12 protein-coding genes and 1 pseudogene are annotated in these 14,163 nt (G+C 46.3%); 7 read left to right on the plus strand and 6 right to left on the minus strand.

Going from position 1 to position 14,163, the window contains the following annotated elements:
- Together flgG and Q0314_RS05555 are read right to left on the minus strand one after the other, a co-directional pair.
- The coding region (gene flgG / locus Q0314_RS05550; RefSeq protein ID WP_298057388.1) for a flagellar basal-body rod protein FlgG at nucleotides 1-777 on the minus strand (777 nt) is incomplete at its 3' end.
- A gap of 575 nt (nucleotides 778-1,352) precedes the next feature.
- On the minus strand, nucleotides 1,353-2,165 hold the full coding sequence (locus tag Q0314_RS05555) for a flagellar hook-basal body protein (protein WP_298057389.1): 813 nt from the start codon (nucleotides 2,163-2,165) through the stop codon (nucleotides 1,353-1,355).
- Nucleotides 2,166-2,358: 193 nt separating this feature from the next.
- Here Q0314_RS05555 and rpoD point away from each other — a divergent pair, with 193 nt between their 5' ends.
- The 6 genes from rpoD to Q0314_RS05585 all read left to right on the plus strand — a co-directional run bounded on the left by rpoD (nucleotide 2,359) and on the right by Q0314_RS05585 (nucleotide 8,997).
- Entirely contained in the window at nucleotides 2,359-4,275 is a 1,917-nt protein-coding gene (rpoD, locus tag Q0314_RS05560; protein ID WP_298057406.1) for an RNA polymerase sigma factor RpoD, read from the plus strand.
- Nucleotides 4,276-4,439: 164 nt separating this feature from the next.
- On the plus strand, nucleotides 4,440-5,048 hold the full coding sequence (locus Q0314_RS05565) for a hypothetical protein (protein ID WP_298057391.1): 609 nt from the start codon (nucleotides 4,440-4,442) through the stop codon (nucleotides 5,046-5,048).
- Between the two features lie 205 nt (nucleotides 5,049-5,253).
- Nucleotides 5,254-6,288 (plus strand): ABC transporter substrate-binding protein, encoded by a 1,035-nt coding sequence (locus Q0314_RS05570; RefSeq protein WP_298057392.1) that lies wholly within the window; start codon nucleotides 5,254-5,256, stop codon nucleotides 6,286-6,288.
- Nucleotides 6,285-7,262 carry an iron ABC transporter permease gene (locus tag Q0314_RS05575; protein WP_298057394.1) on the plus strand — a complete coding sequence of 326 codons (978 nt, stop codon included), beginning with the start codon at nucleotides 6,285-6,287 and terminating at the stop codon, nucleotides 7,260-7,262. Before Q0314_RS05570 ends, Q0314_RS05575 begins: the two co-directional genes overlap by 4 nt.
- The gene (locus Q0314_RS05580) at nucleotides 7,246-8,019 is read left to right on the plus strand and encodes an ABC transporter ATP-binding protein (protein ID WP_298057395.1); all 774 of its coding nucleotides are present in this window, start codon (nucleotides 7,246-7,248) and stop codon (nucleotides 8,017-8,019) included. The genes Q0314_RS05575 and Q0314_RS05580 overlap by 17 nt, the downstream gene beginning before the upstream one ends.
- Nucleotides 8,020-8,394: 375 nt before the next feature.
- Nucleotides 8,395-8,997 (plus strand): hypothetical protein, encoded by a 603-nt coding sequence (locus Q0314_RS05585; protein ID WP_298057397.1) that lies wholly within the window; start codon nucleotides 8,395-8,397, stop codon nucleotides 8,995-8,997.
- A 23-nt stretch (nucleotides 8,998-9,020) separates the two neighbouring features.
- Here Q0314_RS05585 and Q0314_RS05590 read toward each other — a convergent pair whose 3' ends face one another.
- The 3 genes and pseudogenes from Q0314_RS05590 to Q0314_RS05600 all read right to left on the minus strand — a co-directional run bounded on the left by Q0314_RS05590 (nucleotide 9,021) and on the right by Q0314_RS05600 (nucleotide 12,508).
- Nucleotides 9,021-9,938 (minus strand): ABC transporter ATP-binding protein, encoded by a 918-nt coding sequence (locus Q0314_RS05590; RefSeq protein WP_366114501.1) that lies wholly within the window; start codon nucleotides 9,936-9,938, stop codon nucleotides 9,021-9,023.
- A gap of 13 nt (nucleotides 9,939-9,951) precedes the next feature.
- Nucleotides 9,952-11,507: pseudogene (locus Q0314_RS05595) on the minus strand (iron ABC transporter permease).
- Nucleotides 11,507-12,508 carry a Fe(3+) ABC transporter substrate-binding protein gene (locus Q0314_RS05600; RefSeq protein WP_298057402.1) on the minus strand — a complete coding sequence of 334 codons (1,002 nt, stop codon included), beginning with the start codon at nucleotides 12,506-12,508 and terminating at the stop codon, nucleotides 11,507-11,509. The pseudogene Q0314_RS05595 and the gene Q0314_RS05600 overlap by 1 nt, the downstream one beginning before the upstream one ends.
- 161 nt (nucleotides 12,509-12,669) lie before the next feature.
- Between Q0314_RS05600 and Q0314_RS05605 the strand changes: the two genes are divergently transcribed.
- On the plus strand, nucleotides 12,670-13,047 hold the full coding sequence (locus Q0314_RS05605; protein ID WP_298057403.1) for a rhodanese-like domain-containing protein: 378 nt from the start codon (nucleotides 12,670-12,672) through the stop codon (nucleotides 13,045-13,047).
- Between the two features lie 228 nt (nucleotides 13,048-13,275).
- Here the strand turns inward: Q0314_RS05605 and Q0314_RS05610 are convergent.
- Nucleotides 13,276-14,163: CinA family protein (locus tag Q0314_RS05610; protein ID WP_298057404.1), on the minus strand; the 888-nt coding region annotated here is incomplete at its 5' end.

The raw sequence follows: 14,163 nt of genomic DNA on the forward strand, positions 1-14,163 counted from the left end.
GCTATTTACGATAGAGAGCATATCATCGCTCGTCGTGATCGCCTTTGAGTTGGCTTCGTACGCACGCTGACCCGTGATGAGATCGGTCATCTCCTCAACCAGCTGAACGTTACTCATCTCGACAAACCCCTGTCTGATCGTACCCAGACCGTCAAGACCCGCCGTACCAACTACGACCTCGCCGCTAGAGCCAGTCGGCAGATAGAGGTTGTCGCCCATAGAGTGTAGGCCTGCCGGGTTGATAAAATTTGCTAGCTCAATACGGCCTACCTGCGTCATCTCGGTGTTGCCAGGCTGAAGTACTGAGACGGTGCCGTCGGTGCCGACTGAAACCTGCGTGGCATCGGCCGGGATAGTCATCTGCGGCTGAAGCACGTAGCCGTCGGAGTTTACGATCGTGCCTTCGCTATCTAGCTTAAAGGCGCCGTTTCTAGTATACGCCGTCGTGCCGTCTGGAAGCTGCACCTGAAAAAAACCGTTGCCAGCTATAACCATATCGAGGTTATTGCTCGTTTCTTTAAAATAGCCTTGCGAAAATATCTTCGTTATCGCCGTCGGACGCGCGCCTAGACCCACCTCGATACCCGTTGGGCTTTTCGTCGTGGCGCTGGTTGCAGTGCCGGCATACTCCATGACCTGATACATCAGATCGGCAAACTCGGCGCGGTTTTTCTTGTAGCCGATGGTGTTTACGTTTGCGATGTTGTGCGACGTAACGTCGATCTGGGTTTGTTGGGCGATCATGCCGGTGGCGGCGGAGTAAATAGACCTCATCATTTCATTTTCCTCTTTCTACAGGCGCGTCGCGCTTTGGTTTTATACGTCGTTGTGTTTTATTTTGACTTCGGTCACATACGCCCAGTATGCTCCCTCGTCAAAATAAAACCCGCCTCGTCTAATCCGTAAATCGCTTCCGCTTAGTCATTACCTTAGCTTTGAGCGCCTTATCTTTATTTGTTTAATTTGCAAAAAATATTCCAAATTTGCAGTCTTAAATTTTACGCTTTTGCATAAAACCGTCGCCGACTATTTTTATGCCTGGCGAACGTCTAAAATTTACAAATTCGGCGCGATTTCTCGCATTTCTTAACTGTTTAGCAAAAGGCGTTCCAAATTTGCAAATTTGGGGAAATTTGAAAATATTTTGGCAGAAGTATTTTGAATTTATATTAGCTATAGGGTTTTTAATATATAGCGATTTATGTTTATTAAAATTTAAAAACCTTAGCGGAAATATCTTTGAACGGATTTGCGAGTTGTGCAAATTTTTACTAGCAAGACTAGACACGTAGCCTGTCGCCGCGAGTAAAAATTAAATCTCTCGCAAATACGTCAAAGAGATAACGCTAAATTTAGACTTTCGTGTTAGCGAGCTTGCTTATAGCTTCCTGATTTAGATCATCCATATGCGACGTCATCACCTTTTGATACATCTCGACAAAACGCTGCGTCTCGATCAGTCCGACCATCTCAGTCACGGCGTTTACGTTGGAGATTTGAGTGTATTTCCACGCGACCGTGTCTATCTCGCCGCCCACGTCTTCAAGCTCCTTTAAATTTGGCAAAACATAGAGATTATCGCCCTCTTTTGTTAGATTTCGTATCTCTTTTGGCTGCGCGATATAAAGCCTAGCTAGCGGCTCCTCGTTCGAGTAGAGATTGCCGTTTTTATCGGCGGAAAAGCGCTCTCCCTGCGGGATTTGGATACCTTGAAAATTATTCGTAAAATAATCGCTCGGCAGCACTTTATAGCCCTCTTTTGTTACCAAAAATCCGTCCTCGTCGAGATTAAACGAGCCATTTTTGGTTAGGCGCACGTCGCCGGGCTTCACCTCGACTAAGAAAAACAGATCCTCTCGCTTCATCGCAAAGTCAAGGTCGTTGTTTGAAAATTTAAGCCCGCCCTGACTAAAATCCACGTATTGCTCCGAGATTTGCGGCACTCTATCGATAGTTCTGTTTAGAAATTTCGCTGCGTCTTTCGTGTGATTTTCTATCGGTAGCTCGTCGCGATACTCCTTAAAAATCCTCTCAAAATCACCCACTACGACGTCGTCGCGTTTAAAGCCGATAGTATTTATGTTAGCAAGGTTGTTTGCGATGACGTCTAGGCGGTTAAACTGCGTCACCATGGCGCCGGTTGCTTGGTAGTAGCCGTTGTTCATTTACTTTTCCTTATTTTGGCGACTCGTCTTTTTTGCTACGCTTTGCTTGCAACTTTCAGACGAGCACATTTTTCTGATTAGATCAGCAACTTCCGTTCCAACTCAAATTTAATAAAATTTTCAGCAAATTTAGCCTACGTAAAAATGCCCGAATAATCGTATTTTTATTAATATTTAAAGAAGTTTGGGTATAATCCTCGTTTTCTACAAAAAGAAGGAATCCCGAATGAGTACCGCAAAAAAAGAGGCATTGTCGCTCATAGAAGAGCTTTTCAAAGAAAATGCCAAAGGCTATATCACTTACGAAAAACTAGTTAAATTCCTAGACAAAGCGCCGACCGCAGCGATAGCAAAAAAGATAGAGTCGCTGGCGAAAGAAAATAAAGTCCAGCTCATCACCTCAGCTGAAATCGCTAAAATGCGCAATATCGAAGACGCTAAAAAGCGTCGCGAGGAGCTAGCAAAACTAGCCGACGACAATCTAGAGGAAGAATTTGACCTAGCCAGCGAAACCGATCTGCTCGAGTGGTCGCGCTCGGATAGTCCCGTGCGTATGTACCTACGCGAAATGGGTCAAATCGCGCTACTAACCAAAGAAGAAGAAGTAGAAATCAGCAAAAAAATCGAGCTTGGCGAAGATATCATCATTGACGCATTTTGCTCAGTACCATACCTTATCGATTTTATTCTTGACTACAAAGAGCCGCTTATAAACCGCGAACGCCGCGTAAAAGAGCTTTTTAGAAGCTTTGACGACGAAGGTGAGGAAGGCAGCGAAGAGGTCGAAGAAGAGGAAGAAAACGAAGAAGTCGAGGATGATGTCGAGGAAGGCGAAGAGAAAGAAGCCAAGCCAAAAAAACACAATAAAAAAGACGACAAACGAGCCGAAAAAGTAATCGAGAGTTTTAAAGCGCTCGAAAAGGCCAAAAAAGAGTGGCTAAAAACTGCAAATAAACAAAACGAAGTAGAGACTGAGGATGAGTTTTTAGCAAAGATAACGCTTGCGTTTAAAAAGAAAATTTTAAAAGACAAGCTAATGGATCTAGGGCCTACCAGCAAGCTCATAACCGAGATCGTAAAGTCGATGGAAACGGCGCTAAAGAGCGATGACGACTTCGACAAAGAGCTAAAAAGGCTTGAGTATAAACTACCGATGTTTAGCGACGAACTAAAGAAAAATCACAAGTCGATCCTAAAAGATATCATCAAGCTCAGCAAAGAAGATATCATCGCGCGAGTACCCGAGGCTACGATGGTATCAACCTACGTGGAGATCAAAAAGCTATTTGCGACCAAGGAAGCGAGCAAGAGCGGATTTAACCTAGATCCGATACTTTTAAAGGAAATTTTAGAGCAAATCAAGCGCGGCAAAAAGATATCCGACGAAGCAAAAGCCAGGATGGCAAAGTCAAATTTACGCCTAGTCGTGAGCATCGCCAAGCGCTACACAAACCGTGGTTTGCCGTTTTTAGACTTGATTCAAGAGGGTAACATCGGGCTAATGAAAGCGGTCGATAAATTTGAATATAAAAAGGGGTATAAATTTTCGACTTATGCGACGTGGTGGATACGTCAGGCTATCAGCCGTGCTATCGCTGATCAAGCTCGTACGATACGTATCCCTATCCATATGATAGAAACGATAAACCGTATAAACAAAATCAACCGAAAATACCTACAAGAAGAAGGTAAAGAGCCGGATATAAACGTAATCGCAGCCGAGGTCGGACTAAGCGCGGACAAGATAAAACAGGTCATCAAAATAACCAAAGAGCCTATCAGCCTAGAAGCCCCTATCGGCAACGAAGACGACGGTAAATTTGGAGATTTCGTCGAGGACAGAAGCTCTCTAAGCCCGATGGATCACATCCTAAAAAACGACCTAAAAGAGCAGATCGACGAAGTCCTAGATCAGCTAAACGAGCGCGAAAAAGCCGTCATTAGGATGAGATTTGGCCTGCTCGACGACGAGAGCGACCGCACGCTAGAAGAGATCGGCAAGGAGCTAAACGTAACCCGCGAGCGCGTCCGCCAGATCGAAAGCTCTGCCATCAAAAAACTAAAACACCCAAAAGTCGGTAGAAAACTCAAAAACTACATCGAGGGCTAAATTTAGCCCTCCTCTTTTATAGCGGATCGGCAAATAAAACCCGTTACCAAATTTAAAGAAAAATCAAAGGCGCAAAGATAGATCAGAAACCCCTGGCCGAGATAAAATTCCGCGGCATAGCGTCTAATATTTTAATCATCGAAGGCTACATATCTATTTGGGCTTTGTGCGAATTTTGCAGCCGCGTTTCGCTAGCTGGATTTTTGACCGCCGTGTTTTTTATCTGCTTTACTTTTCTTGCATCGATGATTTTTAAGCTTCTTGTTGCTAGACAAATCTCCAAACTCTCTGCAAGCAAGCTTTTTACGAGAATTTCCTCCGCGCTAATCGCGGCGGCGCTAATAGCGATTTTATGGCTATCTATGGCATTGTATTCGGTAAGTCAAGTCGGTTTTAGTGCGGTAGAGTATGCCGCGGCGCAGATTGGAGGCTCTTTTGTTGACAATGCTTATTCTGTAATCGGAGCAGTCGCAAGTAATTTTTTAAACATACAAGGCTCAGCTCTTACGATATTTCTTACCATAGACTCTATTCTTACTATCTACTTTTGGCTTATGCTCGGCGTTGCGTACTATCTGCTCGGCAAAGATACGCAGAGCAGTGCTTTCTACATCTACTCAGGCTTAGCCTTTATGTGCATAGCGCTTCAGTTTATCGATTTTTCGTCCCTTAACGGTTTGGTATCTCCATACGCGCTGCTTACGATAGCGCTTTTGATCCCGCTTTGCGAACTAGCAGCTTGGGCTAGGATCAAAAATATCGCTCTAGCGTAGCCCTAAAATTTAAAAACTTCAAGTTTTATCACAGCCGCCATACTAGCCGTTTTGCTAAATTTTATCGAAAACGGCACTAGTGTCGCCTCTCAAATTTTATGATAAATTCATCGCTGTTTTTGTAATATAATGCTATTTATTTATGAGCTAAAAATGCTTATTTGTAGCCTATAAATAAATATAATTTAAAAACTTAAGGAAAAACATGAGCAAATTTAACTCTTTCGCGCTAGCTCTTGCGCTGTGCGCGAGTTCGCTTTTTGCAGATCGCATTATAACCGACCAACTAGGCCGCGACGTCACGCTACCGGACGAGGTTAAGCGCATAGTCGTGCTTCAGCACCAAAGCCTAAACGCACTGAATGAGCTAAACGCGCTGGATAAAGTTGTCGGCGTGCAGGAGTCGTGGGAAAAGTCGCTCGGCAAAAACTACATCCGCCTAGCGCCGAGTCTAAAAGATATGCCGACTCCGGGCGATCTAAAGGTCATCAACTACGAGGCGGTGCTTAAGCTAAAGCCCGACGTCGTGATCGTCACGAACTACATCCCGCAAGAATACATCGACAAGATGACGGAGCTCAAAATCCCAGTCGTCGCCGTTAGCTTCCATCGCAGCGACGCCGCCGATAAGGGCAAGCTAAATCCGACCTTCAAAGATGACGAGGCAGCCTACACCGAGGGCTTTTACGACGGCATAGAGCTTCTAGGTAAGGTCGCAAACCGCGATAAAGAGGCCGCCGAGCTCATAAGCTTCGTAAAAACCTCGCAAGAGCAGCTAAAGGCTAAATTTAGCGACTTCATCGTCGATAAAAGGCCTAAAATTTACATGGCAAATCCAGACCTCACGACCTACGGCAGCGGCAAATACACGGGCATAATGTTTATGCGTGCCGGCGCGCAAAACGTCGCGGCTCAGAGTATCAAGGGCTACAAGCAGGTATCTGCAGAGCAAGTTTTAGCGTGGGCGCCGCAGATGATCTTCGTGCAGGATCGCTACCCTCAGGTGCCCGCCGAGCTTAAATCCAACCCGCAGCTTGCAAATTTAAGCGCGGTCAAAGAGGATAAAATTTACATGATGCCCGAATACGCCAAAGCATGGGGCTATCCGACTGCCGAAGCCATGGCGCTTGGCGAGTGGTGGCTAGCGATGAAGCTCTATCCAACGCACTTTGACGAAGCGGAATTTGACAAAAAAGTAGAGGAATTTTATCAAAAATTCTACCGCACGAGCTATAAATGAAATTTTTCGCCCTGCTGCTACTCTGGGTCCTGCTATTTGCGGTATTGCTTGGCATCGGGCAATATCCTGTGAGCCTAGAGGAGACGGGCAGAATTTTACTCGGCTCCTCCGCCGATGAGACGGCAAAGAGCGTCGTGCTTGATATCCGCATCCCGCGCGCCCTACTTTCGAGCCTTTGCGGCGGGATACTGGCGCTTAGCGGCCTTGCGCTTCAGGCGGTGTTTAAAAACCCGCTCGTAGGCCCGCACATCGTGGGCGTGAGCACCGCGGCGGCATTTGGCGGCGCGCTTTGCATCATGCTAGGCTTTGGCTCCTACTTTATCGTGGGTTTTGCCTTCTTTTTCGGGCTCGCCGCGCTTTTTATGCTCTATTTTATCGCCAAATTCGTCTCGCGCAGCGACGTCTTTTCGCTCATCTTAGCAGGCATCGTCATAAACGGCGTGTTTGCCGCGCTAACGAGCCTCGTGCAGTATCTAGCCGACAACGAAGACGTGCTGCCAAACATCATCTACTGGCTGCTTGGCAGCTTCGTGCGCGCAGACTACGACAAGCTCGTCATGCTCGCCGCCGTTTCGGCACCCTGCGTCGCGGCGCTCATCGCGATGCGGTGGCGGTTTAACCTACTCAGCCTCGAAGACGGCGATCTAAAGGTGCTCGGCGTAAACATCGTGCGGCTGCGCTCGGTCATCCTCGTCATCTGCACCCTGCTAGTCGCCGCGCAGGTCAGCGTCAGCGGAAACATCGGCTGGATCGGCCTCGTGGTGCCGCACGTCGCTAGGATGATATTTGGCAGCGACCACTTGCGCTCTATGCCCGCTTGCTTCGTCGCGGGAGCCGTTTTTATGCTCGCCATCGACGACGTATCGCGCTCGATCAGCTCTAGCGAAGTGCCGCTTAGCATCATCTCCGCGCTCATCGGCAGCCCGATATTCGCCATCCTCTTAAGAAGGAGCGCCGATGCGAACAGAAGGTAGTTTGCTCTCAATCAAAGACGCTGGATTTTTCTACGAAGAGGGCAAATTTCTTTTTAGAAATTTAAGCTTTGAGATTAAGCGCGGTCAAATTTTAGCGATTTTAGGACTTAACGGTCAGGGCAAAAGCACGCTGATGTCGTGCATGATGGGCATTTTAGGCCTCAAAGAGGGACAGCTTAACACGCAGGCAAAATTTGGCTTTTTGCCGCAAAGCTTTAGCGTGGCGTTTGATTACAGCGTGCTTGACATCGTACTGATGGGGCGGGTACGCGAGATCTCGCTCTTTTCAAAACCGGGCAAAAAGGATATTCAAATCTGCCTTGACGCTCTGGATACGCTAGGCGTCGCCCATCTGCAAAAGCGCAGCTTTAACGCCCTTAGCGGCGGGCAGAGGCAGCTCGTGCTCTTTGTTATAGCGATCGCGAGCAAGAGCGAAATTCTGTTTTTGGACGAGCCAGCCAGCGCGCTTGATATCAAAAACCAAGACCGCGTGCTAAGCCTCATCGTAAATTTGAAGCAAAAAAGTAGCGCCGGCATCGTTTTTACCACGCATCAGCCAAACCACGCCCTTGCGGTGGCGGACCGCACGCTCATTTTAAAGGACGATCTTAGCTACGTTTACGGGCTCAGCGCCGAGGTTTTGAATGAGGAAAATTTAAACGCGCTTTACCGCGTGCGGATGAAAACGGCGGAATTTGACGTTGCGGGCAAGCAGATACCCAGCATAACGCAGATTTTCAGCGCGCAGGTAAAGTAGTTTTTAGGTTATTAATCGGCAATTTTTGCGCTGTGCGTAAAATTTTATGTATTTTGAAATTTACGAGTTCGTGAAATTTGCCTATTTTAATTTTATATCACTGTTTACGCGGTTTGCGAGCTTTGCGACGTTTATTAAACTACATGTAAGCCGCCCAAATTTATCAGGCGTAAATTCTATTTTTACGCTCGCGGCCTTAAATCATCTTTCATTTTATACACTCAAATTTGACGCAAACGATCTCTTTTCGACGGCTCGCAACTTTGCTTTTTGTATTTTAGATCGCGATTATTCGCATGTCTAGTTGGGTTAAATTTAATAAAAATTTTAAGTTTGTTTGTGTAAAATTTTTACTAAATTAATAAAAGGCAAAATATGCAAGAAGGCTTTATAAAACGCATAAGTACGGCAAGGGCGCTTGGTATGACGTCGGGGATTTTGGTTATTTTAAATTTGCTCTCGCAAGAGATGGTTTTACCAAAAAGCCTCTTTGATATCGCAACGAGCGCGCGCGTAGCGATGTTGTTTATTTCCGTCATCTGCCTTTACGGCGCGATATCAAAGGTAAACAAACTCGCAGGCGGAGGCGTGTTTAAGCTTTACCGCATTTTTATCGCTATTAGCAGCGCGATGATTTTGCTGAGTTTTAGCACCAACTACGCACCAGCTAGCACGCACAAGGTCCTATTTTTCGTGATTTGCGGCACGGCAGTACTTGCGTTTTTGCTTTGGATAAAGATAAATTTAAAACTCGGTGCCGTCACGCAAAACGCCCTATTTTCAGGCTACGCGGTGCTTTGCGTAGTCGGCACTTTTATCGCTGCGGCGCTAAAGCTTTTACTAACCAAAGCCCTGCGCGATCCCTACCCTATCGAGCTTGCGGTGCTTGGCATCTACCTGGCGTTAGGGTTTATCTACGTGCTTGCTTGGTCGAGAGTGGATTACGTCGAAAACCGCAACCCAGAAAGCCAAATTTAAAATTTGATTCCTTTTCGTCAAATTTAAGCCAGGTCAAATTTAAATTTATTGCAAATCTGCAAATTTGAGCTGACGACGGCTTTAAATTTAACCCCGCAAAAGTCTAAATTTAACTCGTAAAATGCACCTAAAAATTTGGCTTCTATCACGTCTGCTTCGTATTTTTCGCCGCTTATGATTAGCTCCGAACGAAACATAAAGTTTCTTTGCTCCAGCCACGTTCTAAATTCAGCCGGCAAATTTTGCGCATCCCGCTCGTCAATCAAATTCATATCACCCAAAAAGCAGGCGATTTCGTAAGATGCAGGCTGAAAATACAGCTCCCTAGGAGCGCCGAAAGCCAAAACCTTGCCGCCTTTTATCAGCGCGATTTTGTCGCTTAGCAAAAAGGCGTCCTCTTTGTCGTGCGTTACCATGACCGCGCTGATGCCGTTTGCCTTTATCATCTGTTTTAGCTCGCCTCTTAGCGCGCTTTTTAGGTTGCGATCGAGATTAGCGAAGGGTTCGTCGAGCAAAAGCAGCTTTTCGCGGTTAGCCACGGCTCTAGCAAATGCAGTCCTTTGCGCTTGACCGCCCGAAATTTGATCGGGAGTTTTGTCTTTTAGCTCGGAGATTTTAAATTTCTCCAGCAGCTGCGCGCTCCTTTGGGTTCGCTCGGCGCTAGGTAGTCGCCACAGCGCAAATTCCACGTTTTTGCAAACGCTTAAATGCGGAAAAAGCGCGTAGCTCTGAAACATCATCGCGGTGCCGCAGCCCTCTTTGACGCAAATTTGACCGCCGCTTGGCGTCTCAAGGCCCGCGATTATGCGTAAAAGCGTGCTTTTGCCGCAGCCGCTATCGCCTAGCACGCTTAAAATTTCGCCCTCGTTAAGGCTTAAATTTACGTCCTTTAAAACCTCTAAATTTCCGAATTTCTTGTTTAAATTTACGATTTTTAAAATTTCAGCCATATTTTTATCTTTCTTGTTTTTTTCTGGAGATTATCTCTAGCCAAAGGACGGCGACTAGCGACATCGAAACGATGAGAAACGACGGCAGAGCTGCAGCATAAAGCCTCTCGTCAGCCACGTAAAAAAACGCTCTAATACTAAGCGTCTCAAAGCCCAAAGGCCGCAAAATGAGGCTAAGCGGCAGCTCCTTAATGATGTCGATAAAAACGACGATGAGAGAGAGAAAGAAAAAGTGGCGAAGCAGCGGAAAATGCACTTTAAAAGACAAATTTAACCGTGAGCCGTTTAGCAAAAGCGCGGCGTCGTCGATATTTGCCGGGATCTTGGCATATCCGCTCTCGACGGCATATATCGAGGTCGCCAAAAACCGCACGACGTATCCGAAAATCAGCACTACAAAGCTCGACGAGAGCAGATGGGTGTCAAAATTTCGGTCAATATAACCAAAAACTATCATCACGCAAAGCCCGATACTAGCGCCAGGCAGCGCGTAGCCTAGCGAGACAGATTTTAGCAAAAAGGCGTTTAGCGCTTTGTTTTTTATAAGTCTCGTCGCAAAAACGAGGAAAAAACTCACCGCCGTGATGAGTATCGCTGCGCCTGCAGCCATCAGAAGCGAATTTAAAGCCATCTGCACGAACTCAAATTTAAAGCTATCTAGCTCGTGAATACTCCAATACAAAAGCCAGGTAAAAGGAAACACAAATGCCAGACAAAACACGCTCGCGCACCACAAAAACGCCGCCGCTGAGCCAATTTTACCAAGCTCACGCTTTTGCGTAAATTTAGAGGTATCATGAGTAGCAAAGCTATATTTTTTAGAGTTTTTATTAACGTGCTCAAATATCATCAAAACAAACACGAACATCATCAAAAGTCCCGCTAGCACGGACGCGGAGTACGAGTCGCCCATGTCAAACCATAGCTTAAAAATGCCCGCGCTAAAAGTCTCTACGCCGTAATAAGCCGCCGTGCCGTAATCGCTAAGCGTCTCCATGAGCACGAGCATCGCTCCACCCACGATCGCCGGACGCGACAGAAATATCGCAACCCTAAAAAACACGGCAAGGCCGGGGAGCTTGTAAATTTTACAAACGTCATAAATCGCTGCGGACTGCGTTTAAACGAGGTTTTAGCAAACATATAGATGTACGGATAAAGCGACAACGACAGCACGAAAATCGCTCCGTAGATATTCATAAACTCCAGCCTAAAGCCGAAAATTTGATGAAAATATCCGCCGTAATCCATAATCCCGACGTAGCAAAAGCTAAATATATAAGCAGGAATCGCAAACGGAAGGATGAGGGCATATTCAAAGAAATTTGATAGCGCAAAGCGGTAGTTCGCCACCAGCCACGCCGAAACCACGGCGATAACCAGACTAAGCGCCAAAACGCCCGCCGCGACGGCAAAAGTACCTTGGATATACCTCATAAAAAGATACTTAAAAAAATGCTCGAGCAAGGAGTAGTCGCCCAAAGCGATCTCGAAAAATATGCTAAAAATGGGGATCAAAACGATAAGGGCGATAAAGATCGCCCCGAATTTTACTTTCATTATTTCCAGCCGGCTACGTCGTAAATTTTAATAGCCTCGTTCGTGTTTTGCACGCTTTTATAAAGCGGAGTGGAGTCTTCTTTAAATTTGCCAAAGCCTTTTACGATGTCGCTAGGCTCGACCTCTGCGTTGATCGGATACTCGAAATTTATACCCGCAAGTATCTTTTGCGCCTCAGGGCTCACCATAAACTCCATAAATTTAACTGCGTTTTCTTTATTTTTAGCAGCTTTGGTTAGCGCGATGCCGCTGATATTTACGTGCGTACCGCGGTTATCTTGGTTCGGAAAAATGATGCCCAAGTTTTTCGCAGCCTCGACGTCTTCGGCTTTCGGAGAGGTTAGCATGAGGCCTATGTAGTAGGTGTTCATAACCGCTACGTCGCCCTCGCCTGCGTAGATGGCCTTAGCCTGATCCCTATCGCCGCCTTTTGGATCGCGGGCTAGATTTTTTAGCGTGCCTTCCGCCCATTTAGTAGCCGCGTCTTTGCCGTCAGCCTCGATGATAGCAGCTAGCAGCGACTTGCTATACGGAGCCGTCGCGCTTCTGATTAGCAGTTTTCCTTTTAGCTCCGGTTTTGCCAAATCCTCGTAGTCCTTGATGCCTTTAGGATCGAAGTCTCTTTTGTCGTAAACGATGACTCTAGCGCGTTTTGAGATAGCAAACCACTGACCGTCGTTATCTCTATACTGCTCAGGCACGATTTTTTCTAGAGTTTCTGATTTGACCGCTTGCAACACACCCTTAGTCTTTGCGGTGTAGAAATTTCCAGCGTCTGCGGTGATAAAGATATCCGCCGCGGAGCTATCGCCCTCGACTTCTAGCTTTTTGATTAGCTCGCCGGCTTTTGCCTGCGTGGCGTTTACCTTGATACCCGTCTTTTGCTCAAAAAGCTTATAGAGCTCGCTGTCGGCGTCGTAGTGGCGCGCAGAGTAGATATTTACCTCTGCGGCAAACAAAAAGCTTGAAAGCAAACTAAGCGCGAAAAAACTTTTTTTCATTTTTATCCTTTGTATCGATATGTATTTGCGATTATAGCGTCTGGCCGATGAAAGTAATATTAATTATTAAAAAAGAAAAATTTATGCCGGAGTGATTTTAGAATGACAAAATATTTAAAATTGAGTGCTAATATTCACGCCGTCAAATTTAAGGAGAGAAAATGAGAAAATTTATACTTTTAGGAGCGGCTGCAGCGATGGCTTTTGCAGAGATTACTACGGTGCAAGTTAGTCCCGAGGCGATAAAAAACTACGAGCAGATCGTAGATATCAGAACGCCTTCTGAATGGGCGGAAACAGGCGTGATAAAAGGCGCAAAGACCATCACTTTTAACCCCGCCGACAAAGATAGCTTTTTAAACGAACTAAAAGCCAATCTCGATCTAAAAAAGCCCGTCGCGCTAATTTGCAGGAGCGGGCGCAGAAGCGCTGCGGCGGCTATGGCGATAGATTCGCCGGAGCTAAATATAATAAATCTTGACGGCGGCATGGGTAGCCTCATAAATCAAGGCTACGAAACCGTGCCGTATCAAAAATAGTCCGCGATTTTGCTTTATAAATTTCGTCCGTCAGGCTTAAATTTGCGCTAAATTTTAAGCTTGGCGGAGCTGATTTGTGCTCCACTCGCGCGTAAGACGGCGGTAAATTTAAACTCGCCGCCGTACTTAACGCAAAAACCGTCACCGTTTCTTACAAAATTTAATAAAACAAAAGCGTATCGCTTTAAATTTTAAGTGGCCGCAAATTTAACCAAATTTGACCAAAATTTACGCCAAAAACAGTCTCGGCTTTAGCTTTAGTAAGCAAACATACGCCGCCAGCGCGCTTTGCTCTCTTATATAGTTACGGTCGCCGTTTAAATTTAGCCTCTCGATGATGCACTCGCCGTCCTTTGCGTAAGCTCCTACAAATACCGTCCCCACCGGCTTTGCCTCGCTACCGCCGTCAGGCCCCGCAATCCCGCTGATAGCTAGCGAAAAGTCCGATTCGCTCGCCTTTAACGCGCCTTTTAGCATCGCCATCACGCACTGCTCGCTCACCGCACCGTAGGTTTGCAAAATCTCATCGCTAACGCCTAGCCAGTCGCGTTTCATCTCGTTTGCATACGTCACTAGCGAGCCGTTAAACGCCGCCGAAACCCCCGCAAAAGCGCCAAATTTTGCCGCGGCAAGCCCCGCCGTGCAAGACTCGGCAAAGGTGAGCTTTAGCCCGCTTGCTATAAGCGTGCTCGCAACGTGACGAAAAACATCCTCGCCCTCAAAAAATTTGCCTGAGAAAAGATTTTTAGCGCCGTTTATAAAGCCGCTCGTTTGGCCGAATTTATTTGCTTCCACTCTGATTAGCGCCAAATTTGATAAAATTTGAGACGAATAAATTTGTACTTCGTAAGTTTTTGCCAGCGGTTCGAGCAGGATTTTCGCGCTCTCCTCGTCGATATCGACCAGATGAAAATACCCAAAATCTCGCTGCGTTTTGATATCTATGGCAGGTAGTTTTTGATTCGCGTCGGCCTTTAGTAAATTTACGTAAGTTTGATTTAATTTGATTAAAAAGCCCTCGTCGCCAAATTTCTCGGCCCTGCTAGGAGCTAGCATTTGCGGGGATTTGAGCTCCAAAATATCGCCGCTTAACGTAGCTAAAATTTTAGCCGCGAC

The organism is uncultured Campylobacter sp. (assembly GCF_938040115.1).
Lineage (GTDB): Bacteria > Campylobacterota > Campylobacteria > Campylobacterales > Campylobacteraceae > Campylobacter_A.

Bases quoted from the DNA above. Each gene is read 5' to 3' on its own strand.
- Q0314_RS05555 (WP_298057389.1), bottom strand. From the start codon at position 2,165: ATGAACAACGGCTACTACCAAGCAACCGGCGCCATGGTGACGCAGTTT.
- Q0314_RS05570 (WP_298057392.1), top strand. From the start codon at position 5,254: ATGAGCAAATTTAACTCTTTCGCGCTAGCTCTTGCGCTGTGCGCGAGT.
- Q0314_RS05575 (WP_298057394.1), top strand. From the start codon at position 6,285: ATGAAATTTTTCGCCCTGCTGCTACTCTGGGTCCTGCTATTTGCGGTA.
- Q0314_RS05580 (WP_298057395.1), top strand. From the start codon at position 7,246: ATGCGAACAGAAGGTAGTTTGCTCTCAATCAAAGACGCTGGATTTTTC.
- Q0314_RS05585 (WP_298057397.1), top strand. From the start codon at position 8,395: ATGCAAGAAGGCTTTATAAAACGCATAAGTACGGCAAGGGCGCTTGGT.
- Q0314_RS05600 (WP_298057402.1), bottom strand. From the start codon at position 12,508: ATGAAAAAAAGTTTTTTCGCGCTTAGTTTGCTTTCAAGCTTTTTGTTT.
- Q0314_RS05605 (WP_298057403.1), top strand. From the start codon at position 12,670: ATGAGAAAATTTATACTTTTAGGAGCGGCTGCAGCGATGGCTTTTGCA.